The sequence below is a fragment of the Pseudoalteromonas sp. SM9913 genome, assembly GCF_000184065.1.
Taxonomy (GTDB): domain Bacteria; phylum Pseudomonadota; class Gammaproteobacteria; order Enterobacterales; family Alteromonadaceae; genus Pseudoalteromonas; species Pseudoalteromonas tetraodonis.
The window spans coordinates 1,484,837-1,502,405 of sequence record NC_014803.1 but is presented as its reverse complement, the minus strand read 5'-3'; the positions used below and the strand labels follow the sequence as shown (position 1 = coordinate 1,502,405).

Genomic DNA, 17,569 nt, shown 5'->3' with positions numbered 1-17,569 from the left:
CAACTCGCTATGTTTAAGGGCCAATTAGGCTGTGTTGCTCCTTAATGTTATGTGGAGTCGTTCACTAAAACGGGTGAGGAGCAGTGTCCTGCTTTAACGACTTGTATGGATAATAAACCCATAAATTAATACTTTAACCTAGTTCGGGTAATGTGAGGCCCAAGCTTTGGCTGCAACCAAAGCCTTTTATACAGTAGTTCGATTGAGCGTAGGCTCCTCTATTGAGAGACCAGTAACAAGTTAGAACGCTGTATAAACTCCAAGCATTAAACTCGGATAGTCAACGGGGCCTCGAGCCCGAATAGCAAGGCAGAGTCAGCTTATTATGAATACAATAAATAATCAAAATGAAATTAACGTCGGTGTCGATACAGGTAAAACACAACTCGATATTTATATCAGGCCTTTAGACATTTACTTTACTGTAGAAAATAATCAAAGTGGCATTAAACACGCCATTCAAATCTTAAAAAAACACCCAGTAACACGCGTTACTATTGAGGCAAGTGGACGTCTTGAACAGCCTTTTATCATAGCCTGCGCTGAGGCGATTATTCCATTCGTTATTGCTAATCCCGTGAACATAAAACGCTTCGCAGGCGCTATCGGCCAAAAAGCAAAAACGGATAAACTTGATGCACAACTTATTGCTCACTTTGGTGAAGCGATTAAACCGCCTTTATCATCTTTAAAGCCAGAGCAAATGCGCTTGATGAGCGATTTACTCTCGAGAAGACGTCAGTTAATGGATATGCAAACGATGGAGAAAAATCGCTCTCAAATAATGCCAAAAACACTATCGTCACTCATAAAACCTATCTTAACTGCACTGAAAAACCAAATAGATAAAGTCGATTTAAAACTTCAAAAACTGATTGAAGAATGAGACGAATACAAAGCAAAAAATGCCATTATCCAAAGTGTGCTAGGTGTTGGCAATGTGGTCGCATTTAACTTGCTTAGTGATATGCCTGAGTTAGGTTATGTGAACAACAAAGAGGCCGTTTCTTTAATGGGTGTAGCCCCATTTAATCGTGAAAGTGGCGTGTATCAAGGTAAGCGAATGATACGTGGCGGCCGACCTAAAATAAGAACTGCCATGTACATGGCGATGATGTCAGCCATTCAGTGCAACTCTAAATTTAAAGACCTTTATCAACGCATGGTCAAAGCAGGAAAGCCTAAAAAGGTAGCCATTATTGCGTGCATACGAAAACTGGTAGTGATCATAAATTCTATGGTGAGGGATGGTGCCATGTGGGATCCTAAAATGGTTTAAAATTAGGAATTGACACCATAGTCACTTGTTATGTTACTTAATTAACCTGAACTGGCCTTTTAAAAATATAGTTTTTACCCTCAATATGAACCAATTCCCAGCCATCTTCACCATATTTTGAAAGAAGCTCTTTTTGCGTATTAGAATATTCCTTTTCGATTTCTCTTAGCTCTCTACCAATAAGCCCATTTTTAAATGGATTTACATTTATAGTTTTGTATTCCCATTTCAACGGCTTAATTGATGTACTTGTACAGCCTGAGATTAGAAAGAGTGTTAATAAAGCTCCGATGCTTAATTTCATAAATATCCTTATCTAGTAACATAACGCCCATTTAAGGGGCTGTTAATTGTTTGCTAAAATGTGTAGCGTAGCGAAACCGAGCAAACTGTTAGCAGTCCCGCTTTAAATTCTTGTTAGGTGTTTTTATCACTTTTGTCTGGAATATCATTGCACAAAGCACACTCTACACCTTTACGTGATTGATATAGTCTTGAACATATAAACAATGCTGTTGTAATCAATGACCAAGTACAAGCAAAAATTAATGCTTCTTGAACTGAGTGCTGTTTAAGCAACTCAACTATAAAAAGTAAGGCTGCTACTCCAAGAAATACTTTTAATGCTCTAACGAACCAAAACTTAAATCCCATTTGAACTCCAAACCTGAGAAACACCTAACAATTTTATAGTGCGCTCGTCGCGTATATTTCTGCCAACGTCACGCTAATATATTTATTAATTACTTTTTTAACAAATAACTTAACTCATTGCCAGCTAAAATTTTTTCTTGCTACTAAATATAATAAGAAAGTGCGCTCAGCGCTCATTTTCTTGAATATGGGAGCAAAACAACTAGACTGTATATTTATACAGCCTTCAATATTGATGATGATATGAAAACGCGTTCCCCATTTTTAAATTACATTGCTGAATATATGTTGGTACATCAGTATTCATTACGTACCGTGGACACCTACCTGAGGTGGATTGCATCTCATATTCATTTTCATGATAAGTGCCATGACGCCAGAAGAAGTTAAGCGACTTATGATTCATTAAAATGCGCTATAACTTGGGGGTAATGCAATTAAAGCATGTACATAAAAGGGGCTAACGTATGTTAGCCCCTTTTATGTGTATTTTATTTATAGTGTGTTATTCAGTAACAACAAACCATAGCCAGCGAGTTGTTCGCCATTGAGGTCGTGTTGCCAGCTAGGCGTTAACCCCTGACGTTTTATACCGCTGATGCTTTGCGGGTTAGCGGTTAAGTTAAGTACAAACATACTTTTACTGCCGTTTAACTCGCGGGTTATTTCGACAAGGCCGTTGTTATGCTGTGTTAATTCATAACGACCTTTAATACCCAGTTCTGGGCGCTGTTTTTTTAGTGCGATTAAGTGCTGATATAAACGCCAAATTGAATTAGATTGCGCTTGTTGCGTTTTTACATTGCGATCAGCAGCATTAATTTGCTGTGCTAAAAATTCAGGCCACCACTGGGTGTAGTTGTCACCAAACAGTTCAGCCTGCTCAACCCAACTTGTTTGAGCTTGAGTAAAACCGGCTTGATTGCTGTTGTCCCATTGCATAGGCGCACGTTTATACACATCGTGACCTGTGCCACCTTGTGTTAAGCCTATCTCTTCACCGTAATAAATATACGGCGTGCCAGGAGAGCTAAATAACATAGCGGCAGCAAGTTTTGCTTTATCGTCGTGTTCAGCAAGTTGATAAGCCACACGCTCTTGGTCGTGGTTAGTTAAAAACGGTGCAAAAAAATCAAGCGGTGCGACTGAGTCAATACGTTGCTGTAAATTTTGTTTGAGCACATTGGCATCAACTGTATTCACTTGTTGATTAGATTGCATGGTGCCAAATTGCGCTTCACCACTGGCGTCGGGTTTTAATAAGCCCAGTATTTTATAGCCCACTTCAAAATCAAAGCCTTGATCAAGCCCTTTACCTTCGCCAAAGTATTTTGCCGCCACAGGAATATCTGCCCAGGCTTCACCGACTAAATAGGCCTCAGGGTTTACACTTTTTACATACTGATTAAAGTGCTGCCAGTAAGCTATGGTTTCGTCTGTGTCGGCCTGCGCATTGCCGCCGCTTTCCATGGCAAAGCGAACTGCGTCTAACCTAAAACCAGCAACGCCTTTATCAAGCCAAAACTTAGCCATTTTTTCCATTTCAGCAATAACATCTGGGTGGCGTAAATTTAAATCAGGTTGGCTTGCTCCAAACGCACCATAGTAATACTGCTGGCGTGTTTCATTCCAATGCCATACGACATCGGGTTGGTCGTTATTACTCCATGCATGCCCCCAACCACTTCCGGCTTTTGGCATATCGTCGCGCCAAATAAAGTAATCTGCATAAGGGGCTTCTTGTTTTGCTGAACGCTGAAACCATTCATGGTTACTTGATATATGGTTTATAACTAAATCAAGTATGACTTTCATGCCTTTATCATCAGCGGCTTTTATAAAGGCTTCAAACTCGGCCATGCTGCCGTAGTCGTTTTCTACTTGGTAAAATTCAGTAAAATCATAGCCATGATACGACGGTGCTTCAAACATGGGGGTTAACCACAGTGCATTTACGCCGAGCTCTTGTAAATACGGGAGCTTTTGGGTCATACCGTTAAAGTCGCCATGACCATCAGCATCGCTATCGTAAAAGCTGCGTGGCCAAATTTGGTAAAAAATGGCGCTTTCCCACCACGGGCTTGCTTGTTGTTTAGTATTTAATTGCGATGTTTCGGTGTTATTCGTGTTGTTATTTAATGATGGTGCGCTTTGGCAGCCTGTTAGCATGATTGCTAATGCTAATGCGCTCAAGGTAAATGTTTTCATTTCAGCCTCGTTATTATTGTAATAAATAACATAGCCGTATTTTACTACGGCTATGTTAATTAACCTGAACTGCGGATAGTTTGTGGTTATTTTAGTGCTTTAGTTACCACCGGATAATGATCCCATACTTGTTTGTCGCTTAGTGAGCGCACTAGCTTCACGTATTCAGCATGCGTCCACGCCAGTGGTGTGGCCGAGTTTGTACCCTCGCCTAACGTGTATCCTGCTTTATTTACGCCTACGCCATCCCATACTTGTTCTGGTAGCATCATACCTTCGTTAGCAAATTGCTCTAGCCCTTTTACATAGCTATTTTTAATAGCCTGCTGTTTTGTTGCATCTAAGGTATTATTAGCATTTGCGGCGGCAATTTCATAATGGCCCCGTTCACCGGTAAAAAATGGCCAAACTCGCCCACGTTGCCCTGGGCTATTTTTTCCACCTTGCGCATAGTTAGCGCCAGTTACTTCATCTTCACCGTACCCGTCGTTACCATAACGGCGGTAGCCTGCAAATGTGCCGCTGCCATCAGTAAACTCAAAGCTGTATTTAACTTGTAAGTTATCTGTTAGGGTTTCGTTATCATATTCTGGCAGTGTTTTTACTATGCTAGGCGCTAGCGCATCACGTACACCATAGCGAACGAGCTCTAAAAACCCACCATCGAGAATTTGCTTTTTATTAAACCCTTCACGGCCATTGTTGGCGTTAATTTTAGTATTTGAATTGGCGTCTTTGTCTTGGCCAATACGTATAAAATACTCGCCGTCTGTTGCGTTTGATTCTAAATTACCTTCGGTGGTAAACATCATGCTTTCTATATCGGCGTTGTAACTTTTTGCCGTTGCAAGGTAGCGTTTAGCATTCACCTCATCTCCTGCCATTTTTGCAATATCAGCGGCGGTAATTAAACCGGCAATAACAGCAGCGGTGGTTGATGGCGAATACCCTTCTTGCTCTTCCCAGCGTTCTTGCTGAGTGGCTGGCGGCGTTATTTGTGTGTCGTTCCATAGAATGTTTGCACGACCACCCTCAACTAAAAAGTCTGCCGCGGGCTTTAACATACGGCTATACCAATCGCTCAGCTCTGCATCTGTTAATACATCAGCTTGATGAAGCTTCCACGCTAGCATAATAGGCATAGCGGTTTGGTCTAGCTGTACGCCTACCCATTCAAGTTCGCCATCTACGTGTGTTTTTTGTAAAAACCACCCAGTATCACCTTTATTGCCCGGGGTTTTGCTGTTTACTTGAACTTTTTCAAGGTATTCGAATGCGGTTTTAGCGGTCGCATTATCGCCCATGGCCATAAACGCCATGGCAACTTGATAAAAGTCGCGCACCCATACCGCTTTATAACCAGTAGAACCTGTTTTAGCCGATACGGTTTCGCCCCATGGGTTAGATAGAGAGGCAATAAGTGCCCCGGCATGGGTTTTGTCTTCTTGGGCTTTTAACACCATAGCACTGGTATAAAGTAACTTGCCGTTATCAGCGGTTTGTTCGCTCATGTTATTTAGCGGTGCAAGGCTTTGCAGGTAGTCTTGCCAACCAAGTGCTTCGCCTTTACCGTTGTAATTATCAAGCACCGCTTGGTAACCTTTGGCTAACGTAGCTTGGCCTTGTTTAAAGCTGGTTTGTTCGCTATTGCCAAAGCTTAGGGTTAAATCGAACTGGCTGTTTTCACCAATTGCACCCAGCTCTGCAAGTAGGCTAACATTACCCGATTGTTCACCGGTATTTTTATAAACGCGGGTAAGCTGCTGAGTTGTTTTAAGCTGGCTTAAACCATCACTCACACCTGTAAAACCAACACTTGTTTGTTTAAATGGCTGTGCACCTTGCAATGACAAATAATTATCGCCCTGCCACGCTACCAACCCTTGCTCGGTGGTTTTTGCAAAGTCATCTAAGCCGTTGTTGTTTATATACGGGTTAACTGTTACATATGCTTTTACACCGTCAAGCTGGGTATTAAAAATACTGCGTACAAATAAGCTTTGACCGTCTGGATCGGTAAATATATGTTTTTCGAGGCTAAAGCGACCTTGCTTATCTTTGCTTACTACTTTGTATGCTAATGATAACGGGCGGCCTTTATCGTCTTTGTATAAGTAATCAATGGTAACGTCTAAATCGTCAGCTTCGGTGACTGTAAAATCTTTTCCGACTACAACAAATTGCATGTCTTTAATTTGCGCTTGATGAATAAGCCCGAACATGGTTTCGGTGATCATCCCTTTGGCAATCGAAAACCATACTTTTGACACTTTACCTGTAGGTGCTTCGTTACTGTAATGGCCATTTTGGTATTGCTCAAAAGACGTGCCTATCCCAGTTTTGCCTGCGTATGCCCAAAATGGGGCTTCGCCTGGTGCGCCTGGCGCACTCACTGATGTTTGCGCTACTGCACTGGTTTGCGTATTTTGCACACCACAACCTACAAGGCCTGCGGCCAATATTGTCGCGGTAATTAGGTTATATTTTTTCATTTTAGCCCCTTAAATTAAGACTGTTTAACACGCAGTACGGCAACCGCTGCAAGTACAAAAGACACAGCACCTAGCATCAATGCGTAAATAGGTTGATTTTGGAAAAAGTGACGGAGTATCAGGCCAAGGACACTAGCGGCTAATAATTGTGGGATCACAATAAAAAAGTTAAATATTCCCATATACACACCCATTTTATGACTCGGTACAGAGGTACTTAACATGGCGTAAGGCAACGACAAAATAGACGCCCACGCAAAACCAATACCTATCATTGGCCAAATAAGTAAGCTCGGATCTTGTATAAACATAAAGCTCGCTAAACCTAAGGCACCTAAAATAAGGTTAAGTGCATGCGCTAGTTTTAAACCAACACGCTTAACGATGATCGGGATACATAAAGCCGCCAATGCAGCAAAACCGTTGTAAGCCGCAAATAAAATACCCACCCAGTCTGCACCATTGTTATACGCCGCTGAACTTGTGTCACTGCTACCATAATGAAAACTGGTTACCGCTGAGGTGGTGTAAATCCACATGGCAAATAAGGCAAACCAGCTAAAAAACTGTACCCAAGCAAGTTGTTTCATCGCCTCTGGCATGGTGAATACATCGTTAACGACTTGATAAAAGCCACCGCTGGTGTGGTTTTTTGCCTGTAGTGCGGCTGCAATAAATTGAATAACGCCAAAACTCACTAAGCCAGCTGCTAAAAGGTACAGCTCTTTTTCTAGGTTTAATCCCGTGACTAAACCAAGTACGGCAAGCCCTAACACGGTAAATACACTGCCGCCTTTACTAAAGTTAATTTGTGCACAAACCGCCTGTTCAACTTCAGCTTGCTCTTGTTGATTAAATGCGGCCAATTCTTCAGGTGAATATTCTTTGGTGGTTATAATTGTCCAGCCCACTGCGACCAGCAATACAACTGCACCAAAGTAAAATGAGTACTTTACTGAATCAGGAATTTGCCCTGCAGCGGCGGTGTTGGCAATATCAAACCAGTTTGTCATCATCCAAGGGAGTGCAGAAGCAACCACGGCGCCTACGCCTATAAAAAAGCTTTGCATTGCATAGCCCGTAGCACGCTGTTTGTTTGGTAGGTTATCGCCTACAAGGGCGCGAAATGGTTCCATGGTGACGTTAATCGATGCATCCATGATCCATAACATGCCCGCTGCAATCCAAAGTGTTGGTGAGTTTGGCATAATAAATAACGATAATGTGGTTAAAATAGCGCCGTATAAAAAAAACGGACGACGGCGGCCTAATTTGCCCCAGGTTTTATCGCTCCAGTAACCAATAATTGGCTGTACAATTAAACCGGTAAGTGGTGCTGCCACCCACAAAATAGGAATGTCATCTACATTCGCTCCAAGGGTTTGAAATATTCGGCTTACATTACCGTTTTGCAGTGCAAAGCCAAATTGAATGCCTAAAAAGCCAAAGCACATGTTCCATATTTGCCAAAAACTTAAATCTGGTTTGTTTTTATTGTTATTCATTTTTCAGCCTTATTAATTAAAACCGCACTACTAAATGCATCAAGGGTCAGTGTAAAGGTGGCGTTTTGTTGATCGTGATTAACCAAAATACCGTTATGCGCCTCTAACAGGTCATTTAACGTTGAATTAGGTTTGAGAGTTAAAGCTTGGTGCGGGCTAAGTGTAACGGTAACCGTTTGCGTTTTTTGACTAAAGTTACTCAGCACCCATAATGATTGTTGGCCTAAGGTACGCACAAAACCAACCACGCTGTCACTCCCCGTGATCATCAGCTGCGCCATATCGCCGGCAACAATCGCTGGTAAATCGTTAAGTGCCATAATTGAAATATAATATTGGCGTAATTGCGCTTGTTCAGTTGTTAACTGACCGCCATCAAATTTACCGTTGTTCATCCACGCTTGGTGAGCAGGGACACCAATATAGTCAAAAATACTGGTGCGAGTCGGGCTACCAAACCCCGCGTTTTCTGAGCCATCTTCACCGACATCTTGACCAAAATAAAGCAAGCTTGGCGAGCGACTGATTAAGTGAGAGACCACCATTGCCGGCTTGCCCCATGCGGCATCGCCGGCAAAATCAGGACTTGCGATACGTTGTTCGTCATGGTTTTCTAAAAAGTGCAGCATATGTTGCTCTATGTCAGCCACTTTTTGCTGAGCATTAAAAATACTACTTGCGGCTTGCTTGCCTTGCATTATAACTTTTAAGGTGTCGTAAAAGCCTACTTTGTCATACAAGTAATCCATTTTACCTTGGTGAATATAAGTTCGGTACATCAATGGGTTGTACACTTCGGCAAGTAAAAATGCATCGGGTTTATGCATTTTTATCGATGAATTTAAAAAGCTCCAAAATTCAACCGGCACCATTTCAGCCATATCATAGCGAAAGCCATCCACGCCTTTATCTAACCAATAAAGCGCAATATTTCTAAATTTATACCAGCTATTAGGCAACTCTTTATCTTGCCAAAAGGCGTAATGAGCGCGATAGTCTTGGTTTTCTAGCGCCTTAGGTAAAGTTGGAAAATCTAGGCTACCATCGGGTTTAACACCGTAGTTAACTTTTACCGTTTCGTACCAGTCGTTTATATCAGGCTGTGGAGCACGTGCACCATTGCCAGTCCATTTTGCTGGGATTTCACTAAATTGACCATCGGCTAAAGGGTGTTTGTTGCCACCTAACACTTGGTAACTGTCGCTTGTTGGTACTTTAAATGATTCACCCGGTACATAGTAAAAGTTATTATTTTTAGCATATGCCTTGCTGGTATCATCGTCCTCACCAAAGTCTTTCACGCCGTTAGGTTTAGCCGTTGAGTGGTAATCTCGTGCTACATGATTAGGAACAATATCAATAATTACTTTCATGTCATGCTCATGAGTACGCTCAATTAGGGCACTGAACTCTTCGAGTCTATTGGTAACATTAATTGCTAAATCAGGATTTACATCGTAATAATCTTTAATTGCATAGGGCGAGCCTGCACGCCCTTTAACCACATCTGGATCATCCTGACTAATACCATATTCGGTGTAATCACCCACTAAGGCATGATGTAAAACGCCGGTATACCACACATGGGTCGTTCCTAATTCTTTAATGCCTTTAAGCGCTGCGTCGTTAAAGTCAGCAAACTTACCCACGCCATTTTGCTCTTTAGTACCCCATGGAATGTTTGCGGTTTGAGTATTACCAAATAAACGGGTAAACACTTGATAAACAACTGGCTTTACAGGCTCTGTCTTATTTACAATCGTTTTTGCTTGCGTGCTTTCATTATCATCACTGCAGCCTTGCACAACTAATGTGCTTGATAGCAGCAAGGGTATGTAAAATCTTTTTTTCATTGTGTGTGTCATTTTTATTTCAGTGTTGTCATTGGTTTATACTAAAGCTAACTGTAGTTTGGTTACAGTTGCTGCATACGTATTCACAGCTACATTCAGCACCTGTTAACCCAAAAATTAAACTGCCCGCATGAAAATTTTTGGGGGCTTACTTTGGTTTTAAACTACTTAAAAATACGGTGTGACTTGGCAGTTGCTCTACCGTTGAATTTATTAATGTTTTTAAATTACTAAATAACTCGGCTAATTGCTCATTGGTTAATGAATCTGCTAGCGCACCGTAATCATCGGGTAATAGGCCTTGACCTATCATGACTTGTTGCCACGCCACTTCGGCAAATAACTCGTCGTTTTCGCGCACTACTTTGCCCGTTTGTTTAAATAAATCCATTTTATGCGCTAACGATTGCGGAATTTCCATTTGCTTACATTGACGCCAAAATGGAGTATCTTTCCGCTCAGTTAGCTTATAGTGCAAAATAATGAAGTCACGAATATGCTCGATTTCGGTGATGCTTTGCTTATTAAATTCTGTTACTAACGCATCACTAACCCCATGGTGAGGAAATAACTTAATTAAACGCGTCACAGCACTTTGTATTAGATGAATACTGGTTGATTCAAGTGGCTCTAAAAACCCACTCGATAAGCCAATGGCGACGACGTTTTTATGCCACTGTTTTAAACGACGACCTGTTTTAAACTTAATTAATCGGGGTTCAGTAATAGGCTCTGCAGGAAGATTATTGAGTAATAATTGTTTTGCATCGTCATCAGATATATGGCGGCTACAATATACTAAGCCATTCCCCATTCTGTGCTGTAATGGAATTTGCCACTGCCAACCGGCACTGTGCGCAATTGAACGTGTATAAGGTTTTAATTCACCATTTGATGCTGTTTGTGCTGCAATGGCGCTATCGCAGGGTAAGTAGTGCGACCAATCTACAAACCCAGTATTGAGTGTTTGCTCAATCAATAAGGCACGCAAGCCCGTACAATCTAAAAATAAATCGCCACTGATACTGCTGCCATCATCAAGGGTTAGGCTCTGAATATTGCCACTGGTTGGGCACTGCATGACCTCATTAATTTTAGCATCTAGATGTTTTACCCCCCGCTCTGTGGCTAAGTGCTTTAAAAACTCAGCATACAAACTGGCGTCAAAATGATACGCGTAGCTTAATCCTGGCAACGACGTGTTAGAAATGGTATTCAGTGGAGCAAATTTATTGTTTTTCGCAGCCTGATAATTTAATGAAAAATCCCAAAAATCATCTTTGCACCCTTGCGTTTGGCCTTTAAGCCAAAAATTATAAAAGTCACAAAAAGGAAAGTTTTTACCCAAAGTGCCAAACGCATGCATATAACTGTGTGCTGAGCTTTTCCAGTTTTCAAACTCAATACCAAGCTTAATCGTCGCGTTAGTGGCATTTATAAAGTGTTGTTCATTGATACCCAATGCATTATTTAGCTGCATTATAGGGGGAATAGTGGCTTCCCCTACGCCCACTGTGCCAATGTGAGTTGATTCTATTAGGGTAATATTAATTACTTTACCTAATACTTTATTTAACAGTGCAGCGGCTATCCATCCAGCTGTACCACCGCCTGCAATGACGACGTGTTTTATTGGTTTCATATGTTTGTCCACTTTTTGCTGTGTATTAAAGCCGCTAAAATAATTTATTAGGTAAAGTCACTATAAAAAAGCCCTTGTAAAACTAATTACAAGGGCTAATATCTTAACTAAATTTCAGTTAAAGCTTGTAGCTAAATCCAAGAATAAAGTTACGCCCATAATCTTGGTAATCCCGCACTTGTAAGGCATTATCACCACTTAGTGTTGTAAATGGTTCTTCAGTGATATTTTGTACTTGGAATGTCACATTTAAGCCATCTAAGCTCTCAACACCTGCTTCGCCAAAATCGTAACCAACTTGTACGTCCCAAATTGTTTCACCTAAGATGTTTACTTGCTGTGTTTCATAACCTGCGTTGTAAATATCACCTTTAAAGTCGCTGCGTTTACGCATGCTAGTACGTGCTTGGAAGCCATAGTTTTCATAATAAAAAGTTAAACTTTCTATTTTGTCTGATAGACCAGGTAGCTCATATTCGTTGCCGTTTTGATCTTCAATATCTTGTTCAATTCCTGTATGGCTGGCAATTAAACCAAAACCTTCTAATGAATCACTAAAGACGTTAAACGGTAGAGCAAGAGACAATTCATAACCCCAAAGGTCTCCACCACCGCCATTCACTTTACCTGATGCAGTACCACTACTATTCTCTGGTATCTCACCCGTTGAAGGGTCAGCAACCCCTGACATATCAACTTCGTATACGCCATCAAATATCCATTGACTTAAGTCTTTATAAAATACAGCTGCTGAGAAGTAGCCTTCTGCACTAAAGTAGTTTTCATAAGTCAAATCAAAACCCGTTGCTTCTTTTGGTTCAAGTGTAGGGTTACCACCCGATACTGACCAATAGTTGCCATTCTCATCAGGACGCTCTGAATTATAGCTCGCATTAACAGAAGCATTCATTTCATCTAGGCGGGCTCGTGAGATAGTTTTAGCGGCACCAAAACGCACAGTTTGATTTTCATCTAGCGCTAAAGATAAATTAAGACTAGGTAAAACATGGCTATAATCGTGTGACACATTGTTAGGAACGGCTTCAACTAGACCAGTCACGTCATTCGGCACAGCCGCAAAACCTTGCGAAGATTGCTCAGTTCTAACATAGCGAACACCAAAGTTACCTGTTAGTGGTAGTTCACCTACTTCAGCATTAATATCAGCTTGTACAAAAAACGCCGTGACTTTTTCTTGCACTGTGTATGATTGCGTCGTGTGTTTTATATCCGTTAAACTTTCTTGGATTGAGCTATAATATCCATCGTCAACTAGTGCACGGGTATCATAGGCAATCATATCCCCCATACCGATAAAATCTAAACTAGCAGTTCCGAGACGGTATTGCTCTGGAACGACAAGCATACCTGGGTTATCTAATGAGAAGTCACTTAATGTTAAGTAGTACCCCTCAGACTTTTTGCTCTTCTCGCGGTCGCGATATGACATACCAAAACTAACTTTGCTTAAGTAATCGTTTTCTAATAGCTTGCTTGCTGCTAGTTTTAAAGTATGCAGTTCATCATTAACCTCAGGGGCATTAATAAAGCCATCTTGGGCTGTATCTTGATAAGGTGTGCCTGACAAACCGTATTGATCATTAAGCGCTGAGCTGGTTCCCCATGACAAAGGGCTACCTAACTGAATTAAAGCATAATCACTATAATCTAACTCGTGACTAAATTGTGCACCGGTATTGCCGCCATTAAGTGAATAGCCAATGTTGTCAGCAACACCATTCGCTTGACCGCGGCCTGTGCCAGAATAACTTTGTAAGCTCCAGTCCTTACGCTCAACTTCAGATAAGCTCGCATCAAACTCTACCGACCACGAATCGTCAATGTCATATTTAGTATTAAAACCAAATTGCGTTAATTCAGCATCACGTTCTTCAACATCATTACGAACTACAACGCGTTGACCTTGCGTTGTTGCACTGGTAATAAACCCAGATTCTTCATCTATAGCTAGGCTATTTGGATCAATATTGCCTTGCCCACCCCAATCAGGAAAAAATGGAATTTCAATACCACGTAGGATTTTTTCATCTGTAAAATCAACATACAACGCATCAAATGTCATGTTTAAACGGTCATTTGGTGCAGCTTCAACTACTAGCATCGCTGAATCACGTTCAAGTGTTGATGAACGTACAAAAGGTTTAGCGCCGCCTAAGATTGAATAATTCTGTCCATCAACGTCGAATTCAGGGTATCCCCAAGAATTCCAGCGTTTTTCTTGGTTAGGTGAGCTCATAGTATTGTAAGCAAATGCAACACCTATAGTGTCATCTGCAAACTGATCAATGTATGAAACCGTGCCACGAAAGCCTTTGTCATCACCATCTGGGTTTAGCTTATCAAAACCTGACTGCTCTAACTGACCATTAAACATGATCACGCGCTCGCCTTTACTTAAAGGTTTTACCGTTTGCATGTCGATAACACCGGCAATGCCTTCAGCTTCAATGCTAGCACTTGGCGTTTTATAAACGGTTACGCCGCTCATTATTTCTGATGGGTAAAGGTCAAACTCAACACCACGGTTGTCACCAATCGATACTTGCTCACGACCATTAAATGTGGTTGCGCTTTCGTTTTCGCTAAAACCACGAACACTTACACGACTAGCACGGCCATCAAGACGCTGGGCTGTTAAACCAGGTAAGCGTGCAATTGACTCAGCAATAGATGTATCTGGAAGTTTACCAATGTCTTCTGCAGAAATTGACTCAACCACCTGTGTTGAAAAACGCTTAGTATTAATTGATTCAACAACACTACCGCGAAAACCTTTTACTTCGATGATTTCTACATCATCATTTTTTATTGTTTCTTCTTGTGCCGCAGTGGTGGCAAAGCTTGATAGTCCGGCAGCAGTTAATGCTAGCGTTAGTATACTTGGTTTGAACATAGCCATAATGTTTTCCCGTTACCCATAATGTGATACCCGCTTACTTGCTTAAGTGATAGTTAAGCTTGCGAGCTTATTTTGTTGTCAGGATGAATACTAACGCTCGTATTATTTTATTAACAACTTTATGCATACGTATTCAAAGTAACGCAACACGTATAAAGTTAACATTAAATTTACACCTCAATTCATAAGTGACTGTTTTATTATGAGTTATTTTAGTGCAATTAGCATTTATAGCTTTAATGATAGTCATTATTTATTTTTTGATAAAATAAGCTCGTCATTAAACATAAATAAAGTGACACGACGCTATTTTATTTTCTAATTTATTATTATGGAGAACATTTATTTAAGTACAATTGGTAAGACCAATATTAATAATCACCAATTTAGTGCACCCCCTTATTTTTAAGCACCTAAATAACGCAAACAATAAATTAACAATTTAACAAACCAAATTGGTAAAGAGATATTCAATAAACCGGCGTTAAAATCGATGAAATAAGCGATTGATTTAACCTCTTTTAATTGCCTTAAAACGGTGCATACGTATGCAGACTTTTTACAGTATGACGGGCTTCAAGTATGCTTTTTCAAATAAACGAGGATTAACACCTCTAAAAAAGAACAACACAAAGACAATGTGAAAACGGAGAAAGGCATGGCCCAAAAGCAATGGTATAAAGGTGCGGTTATTTATCAGGTTTATCCGCGTAGCTTTCAAGATAGCAACAACGATGGCATTGGTGACTTAAAAGGGATAATTAATCGCATTGATTACATTAAAAGTTTAGGGGTGGATGCTATCTGGATCTCACCTTTCTTTAAATCACCTATGAGAGATTTTGGTTATGATATAAGCGACTATCGCGATATCGACCCCCTTTTTGGTAACTTAGATGATTTTGATGAGCTCATTGCGCAAGCACATCAACGCGATATTAAAATTATTATAGACCAAGTGCTTAGTCACACCTCAGATCAACACCAATGGTTTATTGATAGCCGTGAAGATTTAACCAACGATAAAGCTGATTGGTATGTATGGGCTGATGCTAAAGAAGACGGAACAGCACCAAACAACTGGTTGTCTATTTTTGGTGGCGGTGCATGGCAATGGGAGCCGCGTCGTGGACAATACTACTTACATAACTTTTTCACGGAACAGCCTGATCTTAACTTTCATAACCCTGATGTTCGCCAAGCTGTATTAGATAATGTTGAGTTTTGGCTTAAAAAAGGCGTTGATGGTTTTAGGTTAGATGCAATTAACTTTTGTTACCATGACGCACAGCTTCGTGATAATCCTGCAAAACCAAAAGAAAAGCGTCAGGGCCGTGGTTTTAGTGAAGACAATCCGTATGCTTTTCAGTATCACTACTACAACAACACACAGTCAGAAAACATTGAGTTTATGCGTGACATTCGCACCTTACTCAATAAATACCCTGGAACCGTGTCACTGGGTGAAATTTCATCTGAAGATTCATTAGCCACCATGGCAGAATACACCCAAGGCGGCGATAAATTGCACATGGGTTACAGCTTTGAGCTACTAACTGATGACTACTCGAGTGAATATATAAGAAACACCGTTACTACACTTGAACAACGTATGACTGAAGGCTGGCCTTGCTGGGCATTTAGTAACCATGACGTAGAGCGCGTTGCAAGCCGGTGGAGCGAAACGGGTGAAGTAAACCCTGCGCAATGTAAGATGTTAACCGCCCTATTGGCCTCGTTACGTGGTAGCGTGTGTATGTATCAAGGTGAAGAACTCGGGCTCGGTGAAGCAAGCGTTGCGTTTGAAGATTTACAAGACCCATACGGCATTACGTTTTGGCCAAACTTTAAAGGCCGTGATGGTTGTCGTACCCCAATGCCTTGGGAAAACCTTGATAGCTCACATGCCAATGCTCACAATGCGGGCTTTAGCGAGGTAAAACCGTGGTTACCTGTTGATCAACAACACAAGCTCCAAGCAGTTGCTGAACAAGAGAATGATGCAAACTCAATATTAAATGCATACCGTGAGTTTATGGCCTGGCGTAAAAACCAGCCAGTATTACTTGAAGGTGATATTGAGTTTATACAAACCGCCGAGCCAATTTTGGCTTTTTACCGCACGTTAAACGAAGAAAAGATGTTGTGTGTATTCAATTTAAGCGGGGCAAAAGCAGAGCTTGTTATTGATGTTAGTATTGAAAAAGAGCATAGCGCGCTTTCTCATTACAACGCGCAGCTTAATAATAAAACACTGACCGTTGAGCCATTTGGTAGTTATTACGCCAACTGCAGTTAATATTTAAAATTATTACAAATAAAAAACCCGAGCATTACTCGGGTTTTTTATAACAAATTTTTAGTGGCTAATTGTTTTACTATTTAAGTAATCAGTAAATGCAAACAGTACACCCGACACAACAAAGGTAACGTGTATCAGCACTTTCCAGAGTAATTCATCATTTGAATGAGATGCAGAGCTTATAAACACCTTTAGTAGCTCAACGGCTGAAATGGCGACTATTGCACTAATCAGTTTCATTTTTAAACCAGAAAACCCTACTTTTCCCATCCATACGGGACGGTCCTCATGATTTTCGATATTAAGCTTAGAGACAAAGTTTTCGTAACCGCTAAAAATAATAATCAACAGCAGACCTGCTAATAATGCAGTATCAACTAAAGTTAAAATACCAACCAACAGCTCTTGATTACTAGCAGTAAACGTCGCTATCCCCATCATATATAGTTGTTTAAAAAACTTTATAAGTAGTAAAACCACAGCAAATAATAAGCCGACAAAAAATGGGGCGAGTAACCAGCGTCCTTTAAATATAAACGACTCAAGGCCGTGTTCAACTTTATGAACAGGGTGTATTTTTTTATTTGTATTATTTGTGTGTGGCTCTGACATAGGGGCACCTAAAAATTAAAACGCGACATTAGCTTAAATTAAACGCTAACACAATCACTTCAGCCTAAAAGTAGGTACGCAATATGCTTATCCTGACGATAA

Annotated in this window: 10 protein-coding genes and 1 pseudogene; 2 read left to right on the top strand and 9 right to left on the bottom strand. The window is 40.8% G+C overall.

The window, feature by feature from the left end:
* The first annotated feature begins 325 nt into the window (after positions 1–325).
* A pseudogene (locus PSM_RS06830) lies at positions 326–1,279 on the top strand (IS110 family transposase).
* 37 nt (positions 1,280–1,316) lie between these two features.
* On the opposite strand, the gene PSM_RS06825 reads toward PSM_RS06830, so the two are convergent.
* From PSM_RS06825 to PSM_RS06790, 8 genes are all read right to left on the bottom strand, one after another.
* Entirely contained in the window at positions 1,317–1,583 is a 267-nt protein-coding gene (locus tag PSM_RS06825) for a DUF4177 domain-containing protein (RefSeq protein ID WP_013464815.1), read from the bottom strand.
* A gap of 113 nt (positions 1,584–1,696) precedes the next feature.
* The gene (locus PSM_RS06820) at positions 1,697–1,933 is read right to left on the bottom strand and encodes a hypothetical protein (protein WP_013464814.1); all 237 of its coding nucleotides are present in this window, start codon (positions 1,931–1,933) and stop codon (positions 1,697–1,699) included.
* 495 nt (positions 1,934–2,428) lie between these two features.
* Positions 2,429–4,141 (bottom strand): alpha-amylase family glycosyl hydrolase, encoded by a 1,713-nt coding sequence (locus PSM_RS06815; RefSeq protein ID WP_013464813.1) that lies wholly within the window; start codon positions 4,139–4,141, stop codon positions 2,429–2,431.
* A gap of 86 nt (positions 4,142–4,227) precedes the next feature.
* Positions 4,228–6,633: a glycoside hydrolase family 15 protein gene (locus PSM_RS06810; RefSeq protein WP_013464812.1), complete on the bottom strand. Its 2,406-nt coding sequence runs from the start codon at positions 6,631–6,633 to the stop codon at positions 4,228–4,230.
* A 14-nt stretch (positions 6,634–6,647) separates the two neighbouring features.
* Entirely contained in the window at positions 6,648–8,138 is a 1,491-nt protein-coding gene (locus PSM_RS06805; protein WP_013464811.1) for an MFS transporter, read from the bottom strand.
* Positions 8,135–9,991 carry an alpha-amylase family protein gene (locus tag PSM_RS06800; RefSeq protein WP_041695696.1) on the bottom strand — a complete coding sequence of 619 codons (1,857 nt, stop codon included), beginning with the start codon at positions 9,989–9,991 and terminating at the stop codon, positions 8,135–8,137. The genes PSM_RS06805 and PSM_RS06800 overlap by 4 nt, the downstream gene beginning before the upstream one ends.
* A gap of 148 nt (positions 9,992–10,139) precedes the next feature.
* Positions 10,140–11,633, bottom strand: coding sequence for a tryptophan halogenase family protein (locus PSM_RS06795; protein WP_013464809.1), 1,494 nt, complete (start codon positions 11,631–11,633; stop codon positions 10,140–10,142).
* 118 nt (positions 11,634–11,751) lie between these two features.
* A complete protein-coding gene (locus tag PSM_RS06790; RefSeq protein ID WP_013464808.1) occupies positions 11,752–14,553 on the bottom strand; it encodes a TonB-dependent receptor in 2,802 nt (933 codons plus the stop codon).
* 658 nt (positions 14,554–15,211) lie between these two features.
* Between PSM_RS06790 and PSM_RS06785 the strand changes: the two genes are divergently transcribed.
* Entirely contained in the window at positions 15,212–16,852 is a 1,641-nt protein-coding gene (locus PSM_RS06785) for an alpha-glucosidase family protein (RefSeq protein ID WP_013464806.1), read from the top strand.
* Positions 16,853–16,912: 60 nt separating this feature from the next.
* Here PSM_RS06785 and PSM_RS06780 read toward each other — a convergent pair whose 3' ends face one another.
* Positions 16,913–17,467: a TIGR00645 family protein gene (locus PSM_RS06780; RefSeq protein ID WP_013464805.1), complete on the bottom strand. Its 555-nt coding sequence runs from the start codon at positions 17,465–17,467 to the stop codon at positions 16,913–16,915.
* Between the last annotated feature and the right edge of the window lie 102 nt (positions 17,468–17,569).

Bases quoted from the DNA above. Each gene is read 5' to 3' on its own strand.
- PSM_RS06780 (WP_013464805.1), bottom strand. From the start codon at position 17,467: ATGTCAGAGCCACACACAAATAATACAAATAAAAAAATACACCCTGTT.
- PSM_RS06790 (WP_013464808.1), bottom strand. From the start codon at position 14,553: ATGGCTATGTTCAAACCAAGTATACTAACGCTAGCATTAACTGCTGCC.
- PSM_RS06820 (WP_013464814.1), bottom strand. From the start codon at position 1,933: ATGGGATTTAAGTTTTGGTTCGTTAGAGCATTAAAAGTATTTCTTGGA.
- PSM_RS06825 (WP_013464815.1), bottom strand. From the start codon at position 1,583: ATGAAATTAAGCATCGGAGCTTTATTAACACTCTTTCTAATCTCAGGC.
- PSM_RS06810 (WP_013464812.1), bottom strand. From the start codon at position 6,633: ATGAAAAAATATAACCTAATTACCGCGACAATATTGGCCGCAGGCCTT.
- PSM_RS06805 (WP_013464811.1), bottom strand. From the start codon at position 8,138: ATGAATAACAATAAAAACAAACCAGATTTAAGTTTTTGGCAAATATGG.
- PSM_RS06785 (WP_013464806.1), top strand. From the start codon at position 15,212: ATGGCCCAAAAGCAATGGTATAAAGGTGCGGTTATTTATCAGGTTTAT.
- PSM_RS06815 (WP_013464813.1), bottom strand. From the start codon at position 4,141: ATGAAAACATTTACCTTGAGCGCATTAGCATTAGCAATCATGCTAACA.
- PSM_RS06795 (WP_013464809.1), bottom strand. From the start codon at position 11,633: ATGAAACCAATAAAACACGTCGTCATTGCAGGCGGTGGTACAGCTGGA.
- PSM_RS06800 (WP_041695696.1), bottom strand. From the start codon at position 9,991: ATGAAAAAAAGATTTTACATACCCTTGCTGCTATCAAGCACATTAGTT.